We start from the raw sequence: 17,985 nt of genomic DNA, 5'->3' as shown, positions 1-17,985 counted from the left end.
GGTCCGCAAAGAATGAAAAAACTTTTATTGGGATTTTTGTTACTCGCCTTTTTGATTTCGTGTGGAAACAAAAAGGCGAAAATGGATCCCTTTGCTACCATTGCGGAAATGGTGGATTCGGCCGGTTACAAGGCCGATACGCTGCAGGAAGCAGAAGTGAAGGAAGAACCGAAGCCGATGGTGGCAGACGAGCTGTTTGATGATTTTATCTTCAATTATGCTTCGGATGATGCCCTGCAAAGGCAGAGGACGGTATTTCCTTTGCCCTATTATGACCGTGATACTCCGCTGAAGATAGAGGCGGACTTCTGGAAGCACGATTATCTGTTTACCAAGGAGAACTGTTACACCTTGCTTTTTGATAAGGAAGAGGATATGGACATGGTGGGTGATACTACGCTGACATCGGTACAAGTGGAGTGGATTTTCTTGAAAACGCGTATGGTGAAGCGTTATTATTTTGAGCGGAAGCGGGGAATGTGGATGCTCGAGGCCATCAACCTGCGCGAGATGGAGAAAGGTGAAAATGAGGACTTCGTGGAATTCTATACCCGTTTTGTGAGGGACAGTGTCTATCAAAGCAAGCATATCAGCCATCCGCTACAATTCATCACCATAGACCCTGATGACGAGTTTTCTATCCTGGAAACTACTTTGGATGTGGACCAGTGGTATGCCTTCCGTCCGGTAATGCCTACCGACAGATTGTCTAATATCAATTACGGACAGAAGAATGAGGACTTGTCGGATACCAAGATACTGAAGGTAAATGGTATAGGCAACGGGTACTCCAATATCTTCTATTTCCGCAAACGCGGTAAGGGATGGGAGCTGTACAAATATGAAGACACGAGCATTTAAAATAGAGGAGGAAAGGTTTGAGGAAAATACCCAATACATTTGGAATTGACGTTACTGCTGCAAGATTTCTGGAATACGGTTCGGAGGATGAACTGCGGGAATTGATTGCGGCAGGACATGTTGTTGCACCTTGGCTACATATCGGTGGAGGGAGCAACCTGCTCTTTATCAAGGATTATGAAGGCACGGTGCTGCATTCACGCATCGGTGGCCTGGAGGTGACGTCAGAGGATGAGGAGCACGTGTCGGTGCGTGTGGGCGCCGGTGTGATATGGGACGATTTTGTGGCCTACTGTGTGGAGCGGCGTTGGTATGGTGCCGAGAACCTTTCGCTGATACCGGGTGAGGTAGGGGCGAGTGCAGTACAGAATATCGGTGCCTATGGTGTGGAAGTAAAGGACCTGATAACATCCGTGGAAACCATAAACATGGCAGGGGAGAAGCGTATCTACGGAGTGGACGAGTGCGGCTACTCTTACAGAAAGAGCTTGTTTAAGCAACCGGAGATGAAGACCGTGTTTGTGACTTATGTGAACTTCTGCCTGGGTAAACGGGAACATTATACATTGGGTTACGGTACTATCCAGCAGGAGCTGGAGAAATATCCGGTGCTGAATTTGGAAACTTTGCGCCGGGTGATTATAGACATCCGTCAAAGCAAATTGCCCGATCCGAAGGTGCTGGGCAATGCGGGTAGTTTTTTTATGAACCCCATTGTGCCGCGTCGGCAGTTGGAGTCCTTGCAACGGGAATATCCGGACATGCCCCACTATGATGTGGATGCCGGCCGGGTAAAGATACCGGCTGCCTGGATGATAGACCGGTGTGGCTGGAAAGGTAAAGCGCTGGGGCCTGCTGCGGTGCACGATCGGCAGGCGTTGGTACTGGTGAATTCGGGTGGTGCCACGGGAGCGGATATTGTCGCTCTTTCAGATGCCGTGCGCGCTTCTGTCCGCGAGAAATTCGGCATTGATATTCACCCGGAAGTTTGTTTGATAAAATAGTAAGAGAGTTTTGACACACCCAAACATCGTTGTATATAACCTGATTTTAGAAATTTATTTGATTTAGTCAATGGGGAAACTCAGAATATTAGGAAGCGGGACTTCGACCGGTGTGCCTGAGATAGGCTGTACTTGTCCGGTCTGTACTTCCACTGACCCGCGGGACAACCGCTTGCGTGCGTCATCCCTGCTGCATACGGATGATGCGGTGATATTGATAGATTGTGGTCCTGACTTCAGGGAACAGATGCTGTGCGCCTCTTCTTTTGAGAAGATAGACGGCGTACTGGTGACACACGAACATTATGACCATGTGGGCGGTCTGGATGATTTGCGCCCGTTCGGTCGTTTTGCCGATATTCCTATCTACTCCGATGCCTACACTGCTGCCCATCTGCGGACAAGGATGCCTTACTGTTTTGTCGATAAAGTATATCCGGGAGTTCCGCGTATTTATCTGCAGGAAGTGGAGGCGGGGCAAGTGTTTCACATCAACAGGACGGAGGTGCTGCCTTTACGGGTGATGCACGGCAGGCTTCCCATCCTGGGCTACCGCATTGGCGGCCGCTTGGGATATATCACGGATATGCACACAATGCCTGAGGAATCTTATGAACAATTGAAAGGCTTGGATGTTTTGGTAATGAATGCTTTACGGCCAAAGCCGCATCCTACGCACCAGAGTATTTCGGAGGCGTTGGAGGCTGCCGGACGTATTGGTGCCAAAGAGACCTATTTTATCCATATGAGCCATCATGCAGGGCTTCATACTGACATCGAAAAGCGGCTGCCACCCCATGTGCACTTTGCCTACGATGGACTTGAAATAGATTTCTAAACTTTTTGAAACATTTGTTTTGTTTTATTAGTAGAAAATGTTATTTTTGCCAAAAGTTGATGAATAAATGCCATGAAACTCCGACTCCTCATACAGATAGCTGTCGTTGTGTCCATAGTGCTGCTATGTACCGGCTTTGGCGTGTATTCTTTCCTGCGGTTGAATTCGGTGGAGAACCGGCAGGATTTCAATCTTTATACTTTGGTGCCGCAAGATGCCACAGCCATACTCGAAACCGACCGTATGGCAGACCTCGTGGAAGATATCAATGAGTTGAATTGCAGCAAAGACAATCATTTTCTATACGTATCGGAGCTTTTTGTTTACTTGAAGAAGTATTTGTATACTTTGGTGGAAGATACTCCACATGGACTGAGTAAACAGATGAACAAGATGCTGATTAGCTTTCACGAGCCAGATACACCGATGAACCAAGTATTGTATTGCAGTTTGGGTTCGGGTGATTATGAGTTAGTGGAGTCTTTTGTGGAGAAGTACTGCTCCAGTTCGTTCCCTTCCAAGTATTTCGATTACAAGGGAGAGGAGATACGTATCTATCCCATGGCAGACGGTCGTTTTCTGGCTGCCTACTTCACTCCCGATTTTCTGGTTGTAAGTTTCCAGAAGCGTTTGATAGAACATGTGATTGATGCGCGGCGCAGCAAAAAGTCCCTGATGAACCTCCCTTCTTTCCGTACTATGCACGCGGGCAAACACAACAATGTAGCTGCCACAGTCTATGTGCGTATGAAAGGAGTGGGTATGGGGAAAACTACGGACGGTATTCGTTCGCAGACGCAGCTGGGCAGTTGGGCAGAGTTTGACATGAAGTTCAATGAAGATGCCATCTATTGTTCCGGTGTCAGCCACGGATCGGATTCCACACAGACGTTTATCAATGCCTTGCGGGTGCAGCAGCCGGTAGAGGACGGATTTTCCGGGTCTCTGCTTCCGTCTTCCACTTTCTTTTACGATCGCTGGGCAATGTCTGACAGAGATGCCTGGTTTGGCTTCACTGCCAGTCAGGAGTATGCCAAGGCCACCTATTCAGACTATATCAAGCAGCGCGACGAAGAGTGGATTGCTTACTTGAATGAGCATGCGGGGGAGAACGTGATGTCTTGCTTGTTTCAGTCGAAAGACACGTTGGACAAGCTGCCTTGCGCCGTGATGTGTATTCCTCTCAAGGATGAGCTGGCAGCGGAACGCTGCTTGCAGTCTTTGCTTTACAGTACTCCCAAGGAAGAGGATGCTCCGCTTATGCCGAAGGTGGTTTCAAATAATTCGTTGTATCCCAAAGCAAGGAGGTTTTCTAAATATGTGCTGCCCCGTAACACGCTGCTTACCCAGTTGACGGGTATCACGGAGTCTGCCCTTTATACCTTTGCCTGTTTCTATCGGGGTAGTCTGTTGCTGGCTCCTGATGCACTGAGCCTTTCTGCCTATATTGAAGCGGTGGAGAGTGGAGATGTATTGGACGGAACACCGGTGTATGAAGAGGGTATCGGCAGTCTTTCACCCATATATAATTTTGTAATGATGGTGGATATGGAGATGATGCTGAGTCAGCCGGAAACGTATGTGCGTCTGATACCGAACTTCTTCTTCCGCCAATCCAACTTCTTCCGTCACTTCATGCTTGCAGTACAGTTCACTTGTACAGAAGGGGTGGTTTATCCGAATATTGTATTGCTTTATAAGGGGGATGATTAATCAGTCGTGCTGTAGTGTGCTGAGGGATAATAGGCACAAGGAAAGTCAAAATATACATTCACCACAGAATTACACAGATTGCTGCAATTGAAGATGTCGATTATCAATGTTTTAGGGTAATATGCGTTAATCTGTACAATTTTGTGGTGAGTTATAACTTAGTTTTAGAACGGCAAGTCATCCTTTGCATCCCCTGCGAGGAATTCCGGTGCGGCAGTGGGAGCTGGCGGCGGAACGGGAGCGCCCGGAGTGGGTGCGGCAGTGCTTACGCGTTCTATCTTCCATGCGCGAATACTGTTGAACCAACGGTTTTGCCATTGGCGTGCGTCTATATCAAAAGATACTGTCAACTCTTCACCCATCTGAATATTGAACTGTTCTATTTTGTCTGCTCCAAACACGTCAAAACACATTTTACGCGGGTATTGACCATGATCTTCAATCACATATTCCTGTGCTTTCCATTCGTTACCCGACTTGGAAACTCCGCCTCTGGGCTGGAGTATAGCGATGATTTTTCCTGTAAATTCCATTGTTTTCTTTTTAAATGATGCGGCGAAGTTACAATTTTTTAGGAATATGAGACGAATATTCGGCTGTTTTTTCTTGCTATTTCTTTGTCGTAGGGAATTCTTTTTTTAACTTTGTCCGTCAGTTTGAAAAATATAAAAACGGTTTCTAAGACGTTAGCAAAATAAAAAACTTAAATATACAGAAGATATGAAATTTATCGTTTCGAGTACTGCGCTCTCCAGTCATTTGCAGGCTATCAGCCGTGTGATTAATTCGAAGAATGCGTTGCCTATTTTGGATTGTTTCCTCTTTGAACTGCAAGACGGAACCTTGTCTGCAACTGTTTCCGACAGTGAAACGACGATGGTCACTACAGTCGAAGTGAATGAAAGTGATATGGACGGCCGTTTTGCCGTCACAGCCAAAACCCTTTTGGACGCTTTGAAGGAAATTCCCGAACAACCGTTGACTTTTGAAATCAATACGGATTCCCTTGAAATCACGGTACAGTATCAGAACGGTAAATACAGCCTGATGGGGCAGAATGCGGACGAGTTCCCGCAGTCTGCCATGTTGGGTGACAATGCCGTACGTGTGGAAATGGATGCACAAGTGTTGCTGGGTGGTATCAACCGTGCCGTGTTTGCTACGGCTGATGACGAGCTTCGTCCCGTGATGAACGGTATCTATTTCGATATCACAACGGAGGACATCACGATGGTGGCATCAGACGGTCATAAGCTGGTGCGCTGCAAGACACTGGCCGCCAAAGGTAACGAACGTGCCGCCTTTATCCTGCCCAAGAAGCCGGCTTCGCTGATGAAGAATCTGCTGCCGAAAGAGCAAGGCATGGTGACTATCGAGTTCGACGAACGCAACGCTGTGTTCACACTGGAAAGCTACCGCATGGTGTGCCGTCTTATCGAAGGTCGCTATCCCAACTACAACTCTGTGATTCCGCAGAACAACCCTTATAAAGTGACGGTAGACCGCCTGCAACTGCTCGGTGCTTTGCGCCGCGTGTCCATCTTCTCTTCGCAGGCAAGCAGCCTTATCAAGCTCCGTATGCAGGAGAATCTGATTGTCATCTCCGCACAGGACATCGACTTCTCTACATCGGCCGAAGAAACACTGGTTTGCCAATATGCGGGCAATCCGATGAGCATCGGTTTCAAGTCCACTTTCCTGATTGACATTCTGAATAACATTTCTGCCGATGAAATCGTTATCGAACTGGCAGATCCTTCACGTGCAGGTGTCATTATTCCGGTAGAGCAGGAAGAGAACGAAGACTTGCTGATGCTGCTGATGCCGATGATGCTGAATGACTGATGAATATTAGCAATCGGATTATGAGCTACGAGCTACAAGTGGCTGCGCAATTATGCCGCACGGTACTTGTAGCTCGTGGCTTGTAAGTTAAACTTATAATTTATAGCTCATAGCCAGAGCTTATAAAACGAAAAAACAATGAAATTGAATCTGAAAAATCCGATAGTCTTTTTTGATTTGGAGACTACGGGTACCAATATCAACTCAGACCGAATTGTCGAAATTTGTTACCTCAAGGTATATCCCAACGGGAATGAGGAGTCCAAAACCATGCGTATCAACCCCGAAATGCCCATTCCTGCCGAAGCATCTGCCGTTCATGGCATCTACGATGCCGATATAGCCGACTGCCCCACATTCAAGGAAGTGGCGCGCAACATTGCCAATGACATTGAAGGATGCGACTTGGCGGGCTTCAACTCCAACCGTTTTGATATCCCCGTCCTGGCGGAAGAGTTCCTTCGTGCCGGTGTGGACATTGACATGAGCCGCCGCAAGTTTGTGGACGTGCAGGTCATTTTCCACAAGATGGAGCAACGCACGCTGTCTGCTGCCTATAAATTCTATTGCGGCAAGAATCTGGAAGACGCCCATACGGCAGAGGCTGATACACGTGCCACTTACGAGGTGCTGATGTCTCAGTTGGACCGCTATCCGGAGTTGCAGAATGACGTGGCTTTCCTTGCCGACTATTCCAGCTTCAACAAGAATGTGGACTTTGCCGGCCGTATGGTTTACGATGACAAAGGTGTGGAAGTATTCAACTTCGGCAAGTACAAGGGCATGTCGGTATCCGATGTCCTGAAGCGCGATCCCGGCTATTACAGTTGGATTCTGAACAGTGATTTTACTTTGAATACCAAAGCCACGCTGACCAAGATACGTCTGCGTGAAATGACTCAGAAATAAATGGCAAATATACTGAAAGGGAAGAAAATAGTATTGGGCATTACTGGCAGCATTGCAGCCTATAAAGCATGTTATATTATTCGCGGACTGATTAAACGTGGTGCAGAGGTGCAGGTGGTCATTACGCCTGCCGGTAAGGAATTTATTACCCCCATCACGCTCTCTGCTCTGACTAGCAAACCGGTTATCAGTGAGTTCTTTGCACAACGTGATGGCACCTGGAACAGTCATGTGAACCTCGGTCTGTGGGCAGATGCCATGCTGATAGCCCCGGCTACGGCTTCCACCATCGGCAAGATGGCGAATGGCGTGGCAGACAATATGCTGATTACCACCTATCTTTCCGCCAAAGCTCCGGTGTTTGTGGCGCCTGCCATGGACCTGGACATGTATGCCCATCCTTCCACCCAAAAGAATCTGGATATACTCCGTTCTTATGGAAACCACATCATAGAACCCGCTACGGGAGAACTCGCCAGCCATCTGGTGGGGAAAGGCCGTATGGAGGAACCGGAGAATATCATTTGCCATCTGGAAATGTACTTTGCTGCCAAAGAGGGAGACCTGGTGGGGAAGACAGTGATGATAACCGCAGGACCTACTTATGAGAAGATAGACCCGGTGCGCTTTATCGGCAACTATTCTTCCGGTAAGATGGGATTTGCCTTGGCAGACGAATGTGCTGCAAGGGGAGCCAAGGTGATACTGATTGCCGGTCCGGTGCAGCAGACCACTTATTTTCCGATGCATCAATACCATGTGGTAGAGTCGGCGCAGGAGATGTTCGATGCTGCATCCGCAGCCTTTGTCCATGCCGATGCCGCCATCTTGACGGCTGCTGTGGCAGACTATACTCCCGAACAAGTTGCCGATGAGAAAATCAAACGTGAAAAGACCGGGGAGATGAGTTTGAACTTGAAACCTACCCGCGACATAGCCGCTTTCTTAGGCAATCTGAAGAACGATACAGAGTACCAACGGCGCCTCCTCGTAGGCTTTGCCCTTGAGACTCATAACGAGCAGATGAATGCGGAAGACAAGCTCAACCGCAAGAATCTGGACTTCATCGTGCTGAACTCCCTGAACGACAAGGGAGCCGGTTTTCGTTGCGATACCAATAAAATCAGTATCATAGACCACCAGGGAAAGACGGACTACCCCTTGAAGTCCAAAGCCGAAGTGGCTGCCGACATCGTAGACCGTCTGGTGAAAGATTTAAATAGTAAATAGTAAATCGTCAATATCCTTATGTTGCGTTCGCTTTACATACAGAATTATGCGCTTATTGAAAAGCTCGATATCAGCTTCAGCAGCGGTTTCTCGGTGATAACGGGTGAGACCGGTGCTGGAAAATCCATTATTCTGGGTGCCATCGGTCTGCTGCTGGGACAGCGTGCCGATGTGAAAGCCATTCGTGTAGGAGCTTCGAAGTGCATTATCGAGGCCCGTTTTGATATTTCCGCTTACGGTATGCAGCCTTTCTTTGAGGAGAATGAGTTGGAGTACGAGGAAGAATGCATCCTGCGCCGCGAGGTGTCTGCTTCGGGCAAGAGCCGGGCATTCATCAATGACACGCCTGCTTCATTGGCTCAGATGAAGGAGCTGGGAGAACAGCTGATTGACGTGCATTCCCAGCATCAGAACCTATTGTTGAACAAGGAAGGATTTCAGTTGAATGTACTGGACATCTTGTCGCATAACGAAGATGCCTTGTCTGCTTACCAGCATATCTTCGGAGCATGGAAGCAGGCACAGCAGGATTTGGAGGCCCTTGTTGCCCGTGCCAATCAGGATAAGTCGGACGAAGACTATATCCGTTTCCAACTGGAACAGTTGGAAGAGGCACACTTGTCTGCCGGTGAGCAGGAGGAGCTGGAGCAAGAGGCGGATACGCTGAGCCATGCGGAAGAGATAAAGGCCGGACTCTATCGGGTGGGGCAGACGCTCTACTCGGACGAAGGAGGCTTGTTGTCCGGGCTGAAGGAGTGCTTGAACACGATGCTCGGCCTGCAGAGGGTTTATCCGGTTGCCGGAGAACTTGCCGAACGCATGGAAAGCACTTATATCGAGTTGAAGGATATTTCGCAGGAAGTGTCGGGTAAGGAGGATGAAATAGAGTTCAACCCCGAACGTCTGGAAGAAGTGAACGAACGTCTGAACTTGATTTATACGCTCCAACAGAAGCACCGCGTTTCCACTGTCGGCGAACTTCTGGCGTTGACGGATGAATACGCCGCCAAACTCTCTGCTATCACTTCGTCCGACGAGCACATAGAGGAACTGAAAGCGCGTTGCGACGCTTTATATAATAAGGTGAAAAAGCAGGCTGCTGTCCTCACCAAGGCGCGTACTGCCGCTGCCCGTGAAGTGGAGAAGCAGATGGCTGCGCGGCTGATTCCGTTGGGCATGCCCAATGTCCGTTTCCAAGTAGAGATAGGTGCCCGCAAAGAGCCGGGCATACACGGGGCGGATACTGTGAACTTTTTGTTTTCTGCGAATAAGAACGGGGCATTGCAAAGCGTCTCCTCCGTAGCTTCGGGTGGTGAAATAGCTCGCGTCATGCTCTCCATCAAAGCAATGATAGCCGGTGCCGTCAAGCTTCCTACCATTGTATTCGACGAAATAGATACCGGAGTCTCCGGCGAGATAGCCGACCGCATGGCGGATATCATGCAGGAGATGGGTGAGCAGGACCGCCAGGTAATCAGCATTACCCATCTGCCCCAGATTGCTGCCCGCGGACGCGCCCATTACAAGGTGTACAAGCAGGACAACGAGACGGAAACAAACAGCCACATCCGTCGTCTGACCGACGATGAACGCGTGGAAGAAATAGCCCACATGCTGAGTGGCGCTAAGCTGACCGAAGCCGCACTGAACAATGCCAGAGCATTGCTGGAAGTATCAAATAGTAAATAGCAAATTGTCAAATAGTAAATACCCATATATGGTTGATAACAGTGAAATGATTTTCGGCGTCCGTGCCGTGATAGAAGCCATTCAGGCAGGAAAAGAGATAGACAAGATATTGGTAAAGAAGGACATTCAGAGTGATTTGTCAAAAGAGCTGTTCGCTGTCTTGAAAGGGACTTTGATACCGGTACAGCGCGTTCCGGTGGAACGCATCAACCGCGTGACGCGTAAGAATCACCAGGGAGTGATTGCCTTCATCTCTTCAGTCACTTACCAGAAGACGGAGGACTTGGTACCTTTCCTTTTCGAGCAGGGCAAGAATCCTCTGTTTGTGATGCTCGACGGCATCACGGATGTCCGCAATTTCGGCGCCATTGCCCGTACTTGCGAGTGTGCGGCGGTAGATGCCGTGATTATCCCCGCACGGAACAGTGTATCTGTCAACGCAGATGCCATGAAAACCTCGGCGGGAGCCTTGCACACCTTGCCCGTTTGCCGCGAACACAGCTTGAAAGAGACCCTGCAATTCCTCAAGAATAGTGGTTTCCATATTGTGGCAGCCACGGAGAAAGGCGATTACGACTATACCAAAGCCGACTATACCGGTCCGATGTGTATCATTATGGGTGCCGAAGACAAGGGGGTGTCCTATGACAACCTGGCGTTGTGTGACGAGTGGGTGAAGATTCCCATGTTGGGAACCATCGAGTCCCTCAATGTTTCCGTTGCAGCCGGCATTTTGATTTATGAAGCGGTAAAACAAAGAACCAACTAAGATATGAAAAAGAAATTGCTGTTGATGCTCACTCTCTGTTTATTGGCTCAGTGGAGTGTGGCACAAGCCCCGAAGTGGGTATACAAAGCCAAACGTGCGGTTTTCTCGGTAGTGACTTACGACCAGAACGATAAGATACTGAATACTGGAAACGGCTTTTTTGTCACTGAAGATGGCATTGCGCTTTCTGACTACACCTTGTTCAAAGGTGCCCAGCGCGCCGTTGTGATGAGCTTGGACGGGGCACAGATGCCGGTGGAGGCCATTATGGGAGCTGATGATATGTACGATGTTGTCAAGTTCCGTGTCGGCATCCCCGGAAAGAAAGTCACGGCGCTCACTTTGGCTGCTGTGGCTCCGGCTGTCGGCGCGGATGTATATTTGCTGCCTTATTCCACCCAGAAGGACCGTTCTTTTACTACCGGGAAAGTAAAGGAGGCTGATAAGATTTCCGGCAACTATTCCTATTATACGCTCGATATGCGTCTGAAGGACAAGATGGTGAGCTGTCCGCTGATGACTGTGGACGGGCAGGTCTTCGGCCTGGCGCAGAAGTCCTCCGGACAAGACACGGCTACCATCTGCTATGCCATTGACGCTAATTTCGCCATGTCGCAGAATATCTCCGCATTGTCTTATGGAGATATGTCATTGAAGGGCATCGGTATCAAGAAGGCATTGCCCGATACCGAGGAGCAGGCTTTGGTGTTCCTCTACATGGCTTCTTCCCAACTGTCTCCGGAGAAGTATATGGAGACTCTGAACGATTTCATTGCACAATATCCTGCCAGTGCCGACGGTTATCTGCGCCGTGCTTCCCAGCATCTGTTCATGTCCCGTGAAGATGCTTCCATGGATAAGGTTGCTGCAGACATGGATAAGGCTTTGGAGGTTGCCGCAAAGAAAGATGATGTGCATTACAACCGGGCCAAGATAATCTATAATTATGCATTGGGCAAGCCCGAGAAAGTTTATAAGGACTGGTCGCTCGACAAGGCTCTGGACGAGGTACGGAAAGCGATAGCCATTGACGAACTTCCGGTTTATGTCCAGTTGGAGGGTGACATCCTGTTTGCCAAGCAGGAGTATCCGTCGGCATTTACCAGCTATGATAAAGTGAATAAGACCATTCTGGCATCTCCGGCTACCTTCTTCAGTGCCGCCAAGACCAAGGAACTGATGCAGGTACCTGCCGAAGAGGTACTGGCTCTGATGGACAGCTGTGTGGCCCGCTTTACCCAGCCCTATACGGAGGAAGCCGCCCCTTATTTGTTGGAGCGTGCCCAAGCCCGCATGAATGCAGACCAGGCGCGCAATGCCATGCTGGATTATGACGCCTATTACAATGCCGTGAACGGTAAAGTGAACGACATGTTCTACTATTACCGTGAGCAGGCTGCTTTGAAGGCCAAGCAGTACCAGCGTGCGCTGGACGATATGGCGAAGGCCATCGAATTGAATCCGGAGGATTTGACCTACCGTGCCGAACTGGCAGTGGTGAATCTTCGCGTGGGACGTTACGAGGAGGCGTTGAATGTGCTGAAGGCTGCCTTGGAGAAAGACCCTAAGTATGCCGAGGCCTACCGTCTGATGGGTATCGCCCAGCTGCAGATGAAGAAGGACAAGGAAGCTTGTACCAGCTTTGCCAAGGCAAAGGAATTGGGTGATCCCAATGTGGATGCTTTGATTGAGAAGCATTGCAAGTAAAGGGATGGGATAGAATAAAGGCTCTGCTTTCGCAAGCAGAGCCTCTGTTTTGGGGAACTCCCCCGTGTTAAATGAGTTAAGTCTAGGTATAACAGGTTATGAGTGAAATTACGTTGTTTTATTTATAAAATGCGTGGATTTCCGGAATACTGCATATACTTCTGATTTTTTTATTTCAAAAAAGAAAATAGACTCGATTATTAATAAAAACAAACTTTAACAATTATGAAGAAAGTGATTTGCAGCCAGCAGGCACCGGGCGCCATAGGCCCTTATAGCCAGGCTATCGAAGCTGGCGGAATGGTATTTGTATCAGGTCAGTTGCCCATTGACGCAGCTACCGGAATGATGGCTGAAGGTGCGGAAGCGCAAGCCCGCCAGTCCTTGGAGAATATAAAGCATATCCTGGAAGAGGCAGGGCTGGGTATGGCGAATATTGTGAAGACAACCGTTTTCCTGGCAGACATGTCCTTGTTCGCTGATATGAACAAGGTATATGCCACTTATTTTGACGGTGCTTTCCCGGCACGTTCGGCTGTGGCAGTGAAGGCGCTGCCTAAAGACGCCTTAGTAGAGATTGAGTGCATCGCGGTTCGCTAACAAGTCGGCCACAATGAAACTGCTGCCTCCCACGAAGATGAAATCTTCCGGGAGGCTTTTTTCTTGTGCGGCCCGCACAGCGGCGGGTACATCAGGATAGCAATCTCCTTCCAGACCTGCTGCTTCGGCAAGCTTCTGCAGTTCGCTTTCGGGCAATGCCCGCTTCACGCTGGCTTTGGTGAAGTAGTAGGTCGCTTCCCGGGGCAGCAGGGCCAGTACCCCCCGTATATCCTTGTCATTGACCATGCCTATGACGATGTGTAGCTGGCGGTAAGTTTGCTGTTTCAGTTGTTCTGTAATGTAGGTGATGCCTCCCACATTGTGGCCGGTGTCACAAATCAGGGTGGGCGACTCCTGCAGTTTTTGCCAGCGTCCCATCAAGCCTGTCAGTTCCACCACACGGGCAAAGCCACTGCGCACCGCTTGTCCGTCCAGCCGGTAGCCGGCTTCTTTCAGTAGCGGGAGGGCAGTGAGGACGGTCCGGGCATTTTTCTGCTGGTAGAGCCCTTTCAGTTCGTATTCTATTCCGGGATAGTCCTCACGGTCATTCTCTTCGGCAAAGTAGATGGGGGCACCCGTTGTCTGTGCTTTTTCCAGAAATACCGGTCTCGTTTCGGGAGTGGTTTCGCCGATTACAACGGGAATACCACCTTTAATGATTCCTGCCTTCTCTCCTGCGATTTTTGCCAAGGTGTCCCCCAGAAATTGGGTATGGTCAAAACTGATGTTGGTGATGATGCATACATCCGGATGGATGATATTGGTACAGTCCAGGCGTCCACCTAGTCCCACCTCGATTACGGCTACATCCACCTTCTCATCAGCAAAGTAGCGGAAGGCCATGGCGGTGGTCAGCTCAAAGAAAGAGGGATGGAGAGGTTCGAAGAAGCCACGTTCCTGCTCTACAAAACGGATGACGTATTCCTCGGGTATAGGCTGTCCGTTAATCCGGATGCGCTCCCGGAAATCCACCAGATGGGGCGAGGTATAGAGCCCGACCCTGTATCCTGCCTCTTGCAGTATGGCGGCAAGTGTATGTGAGCAGGAACCTTTTCCATTGGTACCGGCCACATGAATACTGCGGAAACTGCGGTGGGGATGTTCGAAGTGTGCGTCCAGGGTCAGAGTGTTTTCCAATCCTTCCTTGTATGCTGAGCCGCCCACTTGCTGAAACATGGGTACACTGTTATATAAGTAAGTTAAAGTGTCCTGATAATCCATCTTTTATAATATTTAACGGAGAAGCAATCCTTTCTCCCTATTAATTTGTTATCTTTAAAAGCGACAAAGATAATGCAGACCGAACGCAATCAAGCTTGCTTGAAATTGCTTGCAGTGTAGCTTATCTTAAGCTTATGCAAAGGTATTAACAATTTAAATTTAACGTGTATGGGAGCTAAGAAAAATTTTGTGATTGATACAAATGTGATTCTTCATGATTATAACTGTTTGAAGAATTTTCAAGAGAATGACATTTATCTTCCCATCGTAGTCCTTGAAGAACTGGACAAATTCAAGAAAGGTAATGAGCAGATTAATTTCAATGCGCGTGAGTTCGTCCGTGAGCTAGATTTGATTACCGATGACAATCTGTTCACCAAAGGAGCGCCATTGGGCGAGGGCTTAGGCCGTCTGTTTGTGGTGGCAGGCATGGTGGACTCTCCCCGGGTACGTGATTCCTTTCCCGAACGCATTCCCGACCATCAGATTCTGTCGGTAGTGGACTGGCTTTCTACCAAAAAGCCTAAAATGAAAACCATCCTTGTCACGAAAGACGTGAATCTGCGCATGAAGGCGCGTTCCATCGGTTTGCTGTGCGAAGACTACATCAATGATAAGGTAATCAATGTGGATATATTCGAAAAGTCGAATGAAGTGTTCGAGGGTATTGACCCTGCGCTGATAGACCGCATTTATTCTTCCAAAGAAGGACTGGACATCAACGAGTTTGATTTTAAGGACATCATTCGTCCTAATGAATGCTTTGTGCTGAAGAGTGACCGCAGCAGTGTGCTTGCACGTTATAATCCCTTTACCCATTCGATTTGCCGGGTCAACAAGACAAAGAACTATGGCATTGAACCGCGCAATGCTGAGCAGAGCTTTGCTTTTGAGGTGCTGAATGACCCGAACATCAAGCTGGTTGCCCTGACTGGTAAGGCGGGAACCGGCAAGACCCTGCTGGCACTGGCCGCTGCATTGGGAAAACTTACCGACTACAAGCAGATTCTTCTGGCACGTCCCATCGTAGCCCTATCCAATAAGGACCTTGGATTCCTTCCCGGTGATGCCAATGAGAAAGTGGCTCCTTACATGCAGCCTTTGTTTGATAATTTGAATGTAATCAAGCATCAGTTCGCTGCCAATTCCTCTGAAGTGAAACGCTTGGAGGATATGCAAAAAAGTGAACAATTGGTCATCGAGGCATTGGCCTTTATCCGCGGGCGCAGCTTGAGCGAAACCTACTGTATTATTGATGAAGCCCAGAACCTGACTCCACATGAGATTAAGACCATCATCACCCGTGCCGGTGAGGGCACGAAAATGGTGTTTACCGGTGATATTCAGCAGATAGACCAACCCTATCTGGACAGTCAGTCCAATGGACTTGTCTATATGATAGACCGTATGAGGGACCAGAACTTGTTTGCCCATGTCAATCTGGTGAAAGGAGAACGTAGCCAGTTGAGCGAGTTGGCAAGTAATCTGATGTAGCGGATATCGCATTTTCCGGGGTAAAACTATTTCTATCCCGCTTTCCGGCTGCTAAAACAGGGGAAGGCGGGATGGTTTCTTTATAGAGGATAGATAATTATTATAACATTTTTTTATCGATTTTTTGCCCGTTTTGACTAAAATAGTGTATCTTTGCCTCGCCTAAAACAAAACTGTCAAGCAAAATGAAGCGAAATTTTTTTCATCGGTATCTTTCCGCGAAAGTGCTTCCGATATGGACTATTCTATTAATTGACGTATTTATCATCGTCATATCCAGTATGTTGGCCTATGCTCTCCGATATGATTTCAGAAGCATTTTTTTTGAATCCTCTACCATTGACAAGACCATTTTATGGACGGTTGCTGTCAACTTGATTTTCTTCCGTGTTTTCCGTACGTATTCCAATGTGCTGCGCTTTTCCTCCTTTGTGGATATCATGCGAATTTTTGTGTCATTGACTGTGTCGTATACACTGCTGATGATAACGAGTGTCCTGACGGAAAGCTATTTGGAGTTTAACCTGGCTCCGGTCAGCGTGCTGTTCATGTCCTATATCATCAGCTTTGCCATGATGGCATGCTCCCGTGTGGTTGTCAAGACTTTCTTTGAGGCGCTGAACTTTGACGGCACCCATAGTGCCAATGTGTTCATTTACGGTGCCAAGGAAGCCGGGGTCAACATTGCCAAGGCATTGCGTGTCAATCTGCGCAACCACTACCGTCTGCGTGGATTCATTGCGGACGAACCTGAGCTTATCAATAAGGTGATGATGGGGGTCAAGGTGTTCCCCAACGATGATACGCTGATTGATGTGCTGAACGACCGCGATGTGCAGACCATTATCATTTCTCCCGCCAAGATGGAGGAACTGAAGAAGTCCGACATGGCTGATCGCCTGCTGGTGCATAACATCAAACTGATGACCGCGCCTCCCTTGAGCGAGTGGAACGGCCAGGCATTGAGCCGCACGCAGTTGAAGGAAATTCAGATTGAGGACCTGCTTCAGCGCAATCCTATCGAGATAGATATCCATAAGGTTGCCTCTCATCTGGAGGGCAAGCGTGTGATGATTACGGGCGCCGCCGGCTCCATCGGCAGCGAAATCATGCGCCAGGTGGCTTCGTTCAATCCCTATAAGCTTATTTTAGTGGACCAGGCCGAGACTCCTCTGCACGACATCCGTCTGGAACTTCAGGACCGTTGGCGCGACATCGATGCTGAGACCATCATAGCCGACATCTCCAATGCCACGCGCATGGAGGATATCTTCAGGGAGTTCAAGCCTCAGTATATTTTCCATGCGGCCGCCTACAAGCATGTGCCGATGATGGAGGACAACGTTTCCGAGTCCATCCAGGTGAACGTATTCGGTACGCGCACCGTTGCTGATCTAGCCGTGAAATACGGTGCCGAGAAGTTTGTGATGATTTCTACGGACAAGGCTGTTAACCCTACAAACGTGATGGGCTGTTCCAAGCGTATCTGCGAGATTTATGTGCAGTCTCTTGCGAAGAAGTTGCAAAAGGAGGGAGGCCATGCCACTCAGTTCATCACTACGCGTTTCGGCAATGTGCTGGGTTCCAACGGTTCTGTCATTCCCCGTTTCCGTGACCAGATTCAGCGTGGCGGTCCGGTGACGGTGACCCATCCTGAGATAATCCGTTACTTCATGACCATTCCCGAAGCTTGCCGTCTTGTTCTTGAGGCTGGCAGTATGGGCAACGGCGGTGAAATCTATATCTTCGACATGGGTAAGCCGGTGAAGATTGTGGACCTTGCCAAGCGTATGATCAGCCTTTCCGGACGTACGGATGTGAAGATTGAATTTACCGGTCTCCGTCATGGCGAGAAGCTCTACGAGGAACTCTTGAATGTGAAGGAGCTTACAAAGCCCACCTATCATGAGAAGATTATGATTGCCACGGTGCGTGAGTATGACTATGACGAGGTGAAGGAGCGTATCCAGAAGCTGATTGATGTAAGTTACACTTATGACCAGATGAAAATTGTTGCTGCCATGAAGGATATTGTTCCGGAGTTCGTGAGCAAGAATTCCTGCTTTGAGGCGCTGGATAAGAAGAAATAAAAAGATAGGGTAAGT

General features: G+C 48.7%; 15 protein-coding genes. 13 read left to right on the top strand and 2 right to left on the bottom strand.

Annotated features, from left to right (window positions below; all coding sequences use genetic code 11):
- Positions 1–12: 12 nt before the first annotated feature.
- The 4 genes from ITJ87_RS15810 to ITJ87_RS15795 all read left to right on the top strand — a co-directional run bounded on the left by ITJ87_RS15810 (position 13) and on the right by ITJ87_RS15795 (position 4,416).
- Positions 13–861, top strand: a complete 849-nt coding sequence (locus ITJ87_RS15810; RefSeq protein ID WP_117600411.1) for a DUF4348 domain-containing protein — start codon at positions 13–15, stop codon at positions 859–861.
- 17 nt (positions 862–878) lie between these two features.
- Positions 879–1,865, top strand: coding sequence for a UDP-N-acetylmuramate dehydrogenase (gene murB, locus ITJ87_RS15805; RefSeq protein ID WP_117965311.1), 987 nt, complete (start codon positions 879–881; stop codon positions 1,863–1,865).
- 70 nt (positions 1,866–1,935) lie between these two features.
- Positions 1,936–2,703, top strand: a complete 768-nt coding sequence (locus tag ITJ87_RS15800; RefSeq protein WP_117600318.1) for an MBL fold metallo-hydrolase — start codon at positions 1,936–1,938, stop codon at positions 2,701–2,703.
- Positions 2,704–2,775: 72 nt separating this feature from the next.
- On the top strand, positions 2,776–4,416 hold the full coding sequence (locus tag ITJ87_RS15795) for a DUF3352 domain-containing protein (RefSeq protein WP_117965309.1): 1,641 nt from the start codon (positions 2,776–2,778) through the stop codon (positions 4,414–4,416).
- Positions 4,417–4,580: 164 nt separating this feature from the next.
- Here the strand turns inward: ITJ87_RS15795 and ITJ87_RS15790 are convergent, their stop codons facing one another.
- On the bottom strand, positions 4,581–4,949 hold the full coding sequence (locus ITJ87_RS15790; protein WP_117965307.1) for a DUF3127 domain-containing protein: 369 nt from the start codon (positions 4,947–4,949) through the stop codon (positions 4,581–4,583).
- Between the two features lie 187 nt (positions 4,950–5,136).
- Between ITJ87_RS15790 and dnaN the strand changes: the two genes are divergently transcribed.
- The 7 genes from dnaN (at position 5,137) to ITJ87_RS15755 (ending at position 13,165) form a co-directional block, all read left to right on the top strand.
- Positions 5,137–6,261 (top strand): DNA polymerase III subunit beta, encoded by a 1,125-nt coding sequence (gene dnaN, locus ITJ87_RS15785; protein ID WP_005831387.1) that lies wholly within the window; start codon positions 5,137–5,139, stop codon positions 6,259–6,261.
- A gap of 138 nt (positions 6,262–6,399) precedes the next feature.
- On the top strand, positions 6,400–7,170 hold the full coding sequence (locus ITJ87_RS15780; protein ID WP_005831385.1) for a 3'-5' exonuclease: 771 nt from the start codon (positions 6,400–6,402) through the stop codon (positions 7,168–7,170).
- Positions 7,171–8,400 (top strand): bifunctional phosphopantothenoylcysteine decarboxylase/phosphopantothenate--cysteine ligase CoaBC, encoded by a 1,230-nt coding sequence (coaBC, locus tag ITJ87_RS15775; protein WP_117965305.1) that lies wholly within the window; start codon positions 7,171–7,173, stop codon positions 8,398–8,400.
- Between the two features lie 18 nt (positions 8,401–8,418).
- A complete protein-coding gene (recN, locus tag ITJ87_RS15770) occupies positions 8,419–10,089 on the top strand; it encodes a DNA repair protein RecN (RefSeq protein ID WP_117965303.1) in 1,671 nt (556 codons plus the stop codon).
- Between the two features lie 28 nt (positions 10,090–10,117).
- Entirely contained in the window at positions 10,118–10,858 is a 741-nt protein-coding gene (gene rlmB / locus ITJ87_RS15765; protein ID WP_005831382.1) for a 23S rRNA (guanosine(2251)-2'-O)-methyltransferase RlmB, read from the top strand.
- A gap of 3 nt (positions 10,859–10,861) precedes the next feature.
- A complete protein-coding gene (locus ITJ87_RS15760) occupies positions 10,862–12,565 on the top strand; it encodes a serine protease (protein ID WP_117965301.1) in 1,704 nt (567 codons plus the stop codon).
- 225 nt (positions 12,566–12,790) lie between these two features.
- Positions 12,791–13,165 carry a RidA family protein gene (locus tag ITJ87_RS15755; protein ID WP_008664867.1) on the top strand — a complete coding sequence of 125 codons (375 nt, stop codon included), beginning with the start codon at positions 12,791–12,793 and terminating at the stop codon, positions 13,163–13,165.
- On the opposite strand, the gene ITJ87_RS15750 is transcribed toward ITJ87_RS15755, so the two are convergent.
- On the bottom strand, positions 13,133–14,386 hold the full coding sequence (locus ITJ87_RS15750) for a folylpolyglutamate synthase/dihydrofolate synthase family protein (protein WP_117965299.1): 1,254 nt from the start codon (positions 14,384–14,386) through the stop codon (positions 13,133–13,135). The genes ITJ87_RS15755 and ITJ87_RS15750 overlap by 33 nt on opposite strands.
- Before the next feature lie 168 nt (positions 14,387–14,554).
- Between ITJ87_RS15750 and ITJ87_RS15745 the strand changes: the two genes are divergently transcribed.
- Positions 14,555–15,880, top strand: a complete 1,326-nt coding sequence (locus ITJ87_RS15745) for a PhoH family protein (protein ID WP_005832353.1) — start codon at positions 14,555–14,557, stop codon at positions 15,878–15,880.
- 185 nt (positions 15,881–16,065) lie between these two features.
- Positions 16,066–17,970, top strand: a complete 1,905-nt coding sequence (locus ITJ87_RS15740) for a nucleoside-diphosphate sugar epimerase/dehydratase (RefSeq protein WP_196096289.1) — start codon at positions 16,066–16,068, stop codon at positions 17,968–17,970.
- The last annotated feature ends 15 nt before the right edge of the window (positions 17,971–17,985 follow it).

The sequence above is a fragment of the Bacteroides sp. HF-162 genome, assembly GCF_015679285.1.
Lineage (GTDB): Bacteria > Bacteroidota > Bacteroidia > Bacteroidales > Bacteroidaceae > Bacteroides > Bacteroides uniformis.
Note: the sequence above shows the minus strand (reverse complement) of the source record. Positions and strands in the feature narration are given on the sequence as shown.

Bases quoted from the DNA above. Each gene is read 5' to 3' on its own strand.
- ITJ87_RS15810 (WP_117600411.1), top strand. From the start codon at position 13: ATGAAAAAACTTTTATTGGGATTTTTGTTACTCGCCTTTTTGATTTCG.
- ITJ87_RS15800 (WP_117600318.1), top strand. From the start codon at position 1,936: ATGGGGAAACTCAGAATATTAGGAAGCGGGACTTCGACCGGTGTGCCT.
- ITJ87_RS15795 (WP_117965309.1), top strand. From the start codon at position 2,776: ATGAAACTCCGACTCCTCATACAGATAGCTGTCGTTGTGTCCATAGTG.
- ITJ87_RS15790 (WP_117965307.1), bottom strand. From the start codon at position 4,949: ATGGAATTTACAGGAAAAATCATCGCTATACTCCAGCCCAGAGGCGGA.
- dnaN (WP_005831387.1), top strand. From the start codon at position 5,137: ATGAAATTTATCGTTTCGAGTACTGCGCTCTCCAGTCATTTGCAGGCT.
- ITJ87_RS15780 (WP_005831385.1), top strand. From the start codon at position 6,400: ATGAAATTGAATCTGAAAAATCCGATAGTCTTTTTTGATTTGGAGACT.
- coaBC (WP_117965305.1), top strand. From the start codon at position 7,171: ATGGCAAATATACTGAAAGGGAAGAAAATAGTATTGGGCATTACTGGC.
- recN (WP_117965303.1), top strand. From the start codon at position 8,419: ATGTTGCGTTCGCTTTACATACAGAATTATGCGCTTATTGAAAAGCTC.
- rlmB (WP_005831382.1), top strand. From the start codon at position 10,118: ATGGTTGATAACAGTGAAATGATTTTCGGCGTCCGTGCCGTGATAGAA.
- ITJ87_RS15760 (WP_117965301.1), top strand. From the start codon at position 10,862: ATGAAAAAGAAATTGCTGTTGATGCTCACTCTCTGTTTATTGGCTCAG.
- ITJ87_RS15755 (WP_008664867.1), top strand. From the start codon at position 12,791: ATGAAGAAAGTGATTTGCAGCCAGCAGGCACCGGGCGCCATAGGCCCT.
- ITJ87_RS15750 (WP_117965299.1), bottom strand. From the start codon at position 14,386: ATGGATTATCAGGACACTTTAACTTACTTATATAACAGTGTACCCATG.
- ITJ87_RS15745 (WP_005832353.1), top strand. From the start codon at position 14,555: ATGGGAGCTAAGAAAAATTTTGTGATTGATACAAATGTGATTCTTCAT.
- ITJ87_RS15740 (WP_196096289.1), top strand. From the start codon at position 16,066: ATGAAGCGAAATTTTTTTCATCGGTATCTTTCCGCGAAAGTGCTTCCG.